This is a genomic window from Desmonostoc vinosum, assembly GCF_059505385.1.
This window is the reverse complement of the sequence record NZ_JCACKM010000299.1, coordinates 1-3870: the sequence shown is the minus strand read 5'-3', so window position 1 is coordinate 3870 and position 3870 is coordinate 1. Positions and strand designations below refer to the sequence as shown.

Annotated in this window: 7 protein-coding genes; 3 read left to right on the top strand and 4 right to left on the bottom strand. The window is 40.9% G+C overall.

What is annotated here, in order from left to right; all coding sequences use genetic code 11:
- A partial coding sequence (locus tag AC5JMF_RS31215; RefSeq protein ID WP_495799587.1) for a bluetail domain-containing putative surface protein occupies positions 1-76 on the top strand: 76 nt, incomplete at its 5' end.
- A gap of 158 nt (positions 77-234) precedes the next feature.
- Here the strand turns inward: AC5JMF_RS31215 and AC5JMF_RS31210 are convergent.
- The gene (locus AC5JMF_RS31210; protein WP_495799586.1) at positions 235-420 is read right to left on the bottom strand and encodes a PEP-CTERM sorting domain-containing protein; all 186 of its coding nucleotides are present in this window, start codon (positions 418-420) and stop codon (positions 235-237) included.
- A 531-nt stretch (positions 421-951) separates the two neighbouring features.
- Between AC5JMF_RS31210 and AC5JMF_RS31205 the strand changes: the two genes are divergently transcribed.
- Both AC5JMF_RS31205 and AC5JMF_RS31200 read left to right on the top strand, forming a co-directional pair.
- Positions 952-1200, top strand: coding sequence for a ribbon-helix-helix domain-containing protein (locus AC5JMF_RS31205; protein WP_495799585.1), 249 nt, complete (start codon positions 952-954; stop codon positions 1198-1200).
- A gap of 180 nt (positions 1201-1380) precedes the next feature.
- Positions 1381-2172, top strand: a complete 792-nt coding sequence (locus AC5JMF_RS31200; RefSeq protein WP_495799584.1) for a hypothetical protein — start codon at positions 1381-1383, stop codon at positions 2170-2172.
- A gap of 532 nt (positions 2173-2704) precedes the next feature.
- Here the strand turns inward: AC5JMF_RS31200 and psb34 are convergent.
- The 3 genes from psb34 to AC5JMF_RS31185 all read right to left on the bottom strand — a co-directional run bounded on the left by psb34 (position 2705) and on the right by AC5JMF_RS31185 (position 3849).
- Entirely contained in the window at positions 2705-2875 is a 171-nt protein-coding gene (psb34, locus tag AC5JMF_RS31195) for a photosystem II assembly protein Psb34 (RefSeq protein WP_495799583.1), read from the bottom strand.
- Between the two features lie 265 nt (positions 2876-3140).
- Positions 3141-3320, bottom strand: a complete 180-nt coding sequence (locus AC5JMF_RS31190; RefSeq protein ID WP_495797994.1) for a helix-turn-helix domain-containing protein — start codon at positions 3318-3320, stop codon at positions 3141-3143.
- A gap of 52 nt (positions 3321-3372) precedes the next feature.
- Entirely contained in the window at positions 3373-3849 is a 477-nt protein-coding gene (locus AC5JMF_RS31185; RefSeq protein WP_495799582.1) for a tyrosine-type recombinase/integrase, read from the bottom strand.
- Positions 3850-3870: the final 21 nt, after the last annotated feature.

The following is a 3870-nucleotide window of genomic DNA, read 5'->3' as shown; positions in this document are numbered from 1 at the left end:
ATTTAATGCTTTGAGTGATGCAGTGATTGAGATTACTGGTTATCAAGGTAGCTTAACTGATTTAGCGATCGCATAACTGAGATTATTAATCATAAAAGTAGCTGAGTTGAGTTAGCGATCGCATAACAATTGGTAACGAACCACAGTTTGTAGTAAGGACTTTAGTCCTCGAAATATTAAAGCACTAAAGTGCTTACTACAAACTTTAGCTATAAATATGCAATACCTAACTTTTCATATAGATTTACCCAACCGTCGCTTCTGATAACGCAGATATGCCAATCCCATCCCTGCTAATAATGTACCACCTGTTGTCAAAGGTTCTGGAACGGGTTCAGCAGATCTAGGAGTTAGTAAGAAACCATGTATCTGACCATCTGGATTTATAGCGTTGCCAACAATTTGCCCTTGATTATTAATCGCTGTGGCTACATCTAGTTTCCAATCTATACTATAGCAATCCTATTTGATTTACAAATATCGACAGCCTTAGATCCCAGGGCGAACGCATCTAAATATTAAAGATTGATGTTGAAGATAGAATTCCCCAACACCCCATCACACAAGACTTTCAGTAAATTAGGTACGAAATTAAATAAGAATGATAATCGTTATGAGGGGGGGGTGAGTTTGTGGCAGCCGTCGGTTGCCAAGCAATACAGGTTCCTTTTTGTAGTAAATTCAATGGCAGTAAACAAGAACAACCAGATTTTTGATTTATAATCTGGCGTGAGAGTTCCACTTACGCTCCAGATAAACATAGTTTTATATGACCACCTAATAAGTTTTTTTAGTACTAATAGATAGTGATTCATGTTGAGATAAGTCAATTCATAGTTTTAAAAATTATTGATTTATTTTGTTTATCAGTTTCTCAAGTTTTGCAGTTATCTATGTCATTTGAAAATCCTTTTTAATTTTTATTAGCAAATAAGATGCGTTTCCCCTGACTTGTATATTGAGCCTGATTTATTACCAGAAGTTGAACTTGCATTAATAGAATGGTTTAATCCACAACTAAATCAGACTGAAGTAATCTCTGACAAAAAGCGAATATCGCTTTATTTGGACGAAGCATTAAAGTCTGACTTAGAACGGCTAGCTAAGATTAGGAAGCGTTCTCTGTCAAATTTAATAGAAGTCCTTTGTGAAGAAGAGTTGGAGCGTGCCAGGAATAATGGAGAGTTAAAGGATGCTTGACCTCAAACCATTAACTTCCGCGCTATTTTCAGTGACTCTACAGAAGCGAACGCTTAGGAGTTCAGTTGAGGTTCTGGCAGCAGAAGCTGAAATTAGCTGCTCTTAAGCGCTTGTAGCCCTGGCTACAGCCATAATGAGAGTGAGCCAGTCTGAGCAAATACCCTTAACAAGGGTGAAATCATGGCTAAACCATCCTCAAAGCGCAAAAAATCTACCATCTCTTCATCCACTGACAGCACATCACCAGATAATCTTGTCCAAGAAGAAAACCCAGCTACAGCAACAATCACCGTTACTGCTGTTGAAGTACCAGAATTAACCGACCAAGAGATTCGCGATCGCTTGTACCTGGAACGCAAGGTAGAGCGGGCGTTTTTTGAAGCAGGAAAGGCACTGGCGGAACTACGTGATCGGCGAATGTACCGTTCGACGCACAAAACATTTGAGGAATATTGCCGCGATCGCTTCGGTCATAGTCGTCGCCAGTCTTATCTTTTAATGGATGCGGCTGTTGTTTTTGATAACTTGGTTGAAAAATGTGATCGGAACGATCACATTTTGCCGACTAATGAATGGCAAATTAGACCGTTGACTAAGCTAGATCCTGATACTCAGCCCGAAGCATGGCAACAAGCTGTAGAATCTGCCAAGGGAAAAGTACCATCACACCGGATCGTCAAAGACGTTGTGCAAAGAATTATGGAACGCACCCAAGTCCCTAACACCTACCAGATCGGTGAGGTGTGCCAAATTCTGACCAAAGACAATCTAGAACTCAGGGGTAAAAGCGGTTGCTGGGCAATTGTCACCGCCGTTAATAATTTCAGTTGTACCGTGAGAACTTGGGATGGAGAACTGACGGTTGGGGTGCAGCATCTCAAGTCATTTCAAAAGCGGGGGTCAAGTAGTCGATACTTTTTGCCTTATGTTGGTGCTGTAATACACTTGCACCTCCCGCTGTGGATAAGTTGATCCAGATTTAGCCATGTGGCGATCACTCCCAAAATGCCAACGTTTACAGATTTATCGCCGATGAACACATACATTCCCTCAAACGCAAACAGCGCGATTACTCTGCCTAAACCCTTGCGCTTGTGGCAATGCATCACGCTACTAATAGTTGAGGAGAATCTGCTGATCATCGAATTTGTAGTATTTGTAATTAAGACTCATGTCCATAATACAGTTGTAGTATATGTTTGTCTACATAGTTGGGGGATGGGCGATGCCTACAGCGGCAAGCTACACATCCTTAAAAAGAAGTTGTAGTTTTCTGGAACTTGCAACCCAGGCGTGGTAGTCATTAACAGAACAAGCGGTTTATAAATAACTTCTATAAATAACAGGGGAATATATCCCACAAAAGCCCGGTCACAACGACTGGGTTTTTTGGCAAGTAGACGTTTATCGCACCCAACAACAAAAAACCCCGGTTTTAAGTACCGGGGTTCGGGGGAGAAGGAAGAATGACGATGAGATACAGCGATACCGATGTTAAAAATTCTTAGCTAACCGCAAAAGCAACCAAAACTAAAGTAGTGACAATTAAAGTAGCGAATACACCTTGTACAACGTATTTGCGTTGTTCCCAAATTGCCGGGTACTCAGCGCAGTATACTTGGGGTTCAGTGGGGTAGTTGTTGAGAACGCCGTTTTCGTTAACAGTGGTGTACATAGTTTTTTTATTGCTTGCTTATTTATGTAAAGTAATATAACAATATCGTTACAATTGGTCAACAGGACTTGACAACAAAGGTCTGATAGCGGTGATAAGAAGCGCTTATCAGGAATGGGGGAGTCAGGCAATGCCCTGAAACAGCCACTAGGGACTGATGATAGATGAAAAGCGATCGCGTAGAGTGTCTGTAATACCAATTCCTTAAAGTATTGAATCTTGTCCTGCTTTGACGGTTGAAGATGGATGCGGCGCTATTTCGCTATTACTTGTGTCTGTAGGCTTTCGGTGTCATACCTGTGAGTTGGCGAAATTGTTTACTCAAATGAATGTGACTGTTGAACCCACAGGTTAAAGCAATGTCCATAATTGATTGGTCGGTTTGTTTCAACAACTGCTTTGCTCGTTCTACTCGTTGCTGAAGTAGATATTGATAGGGTTCAATTTATCTGTAAAATAGAACAAATGTACTATAACCAGAGGAGAAAACATGGCTACTAAAATTTTCGTGAACCTACCAGTAAAGAATCCCAATAAGTGACAATTTGATCCACTCTTTCTTTAGTTAAATGACCCTGATTACTGCTGTTGCGACTGCGAAACACCGGAGTATTACCAAACGCATTTGGTTGCAAATTGATTAATTCTACCCATAAAGACTTTGGCAATAACACACAACGGGATTTAGAACCTTTCCCTTTCACCTTTACTTGCCCACTATCTCCTCTGGTTTGTAAATCTTTCCATTTTAATCCGCACAATTCCGAAACCCTTAACCCACCCAATGGCAGCTTATCTCGCTCTGAATAATCCTTAGAAGCAACAATCTTGGGTGGGGAAGGGTATTCCCTATTGCTTTGGGGATCGACAACAGTACCACCTGGTTCTGATAAAATAGCTTCCATAGACGCGATCGCCCGAATCAACTTCCCCCCTTCATAAACCAATGACACCAATCGCATCATTTTTAACATTAGGTAAAGTTTTTAGATAAG

Excerpts from the sequence above, each read along its gene's own strand:
- AC5JMF_RS31200 (WP_495799584.1), top strand. The coding sequence starts at position 1,381 with ATGGCTAAACCATCCTCAAAGCGCAAAAAATCTACCATCTCTTCATCC.
- psb34 (WP_495799583.1), bottom strand. The coding sequence starts at position 2,875 with ATGTACACCACTGTTAACGAAAACGGCGTTCTCAACAACTACCCCACT.
- AC5JMF_RS31185 (WP_495799582.1), bottom strand. The coding sequence starts at position 3,849 with ATGTTAAAAATGATGCGATTGGTGTCATTGGTTTATGAAGGGGGGAAG.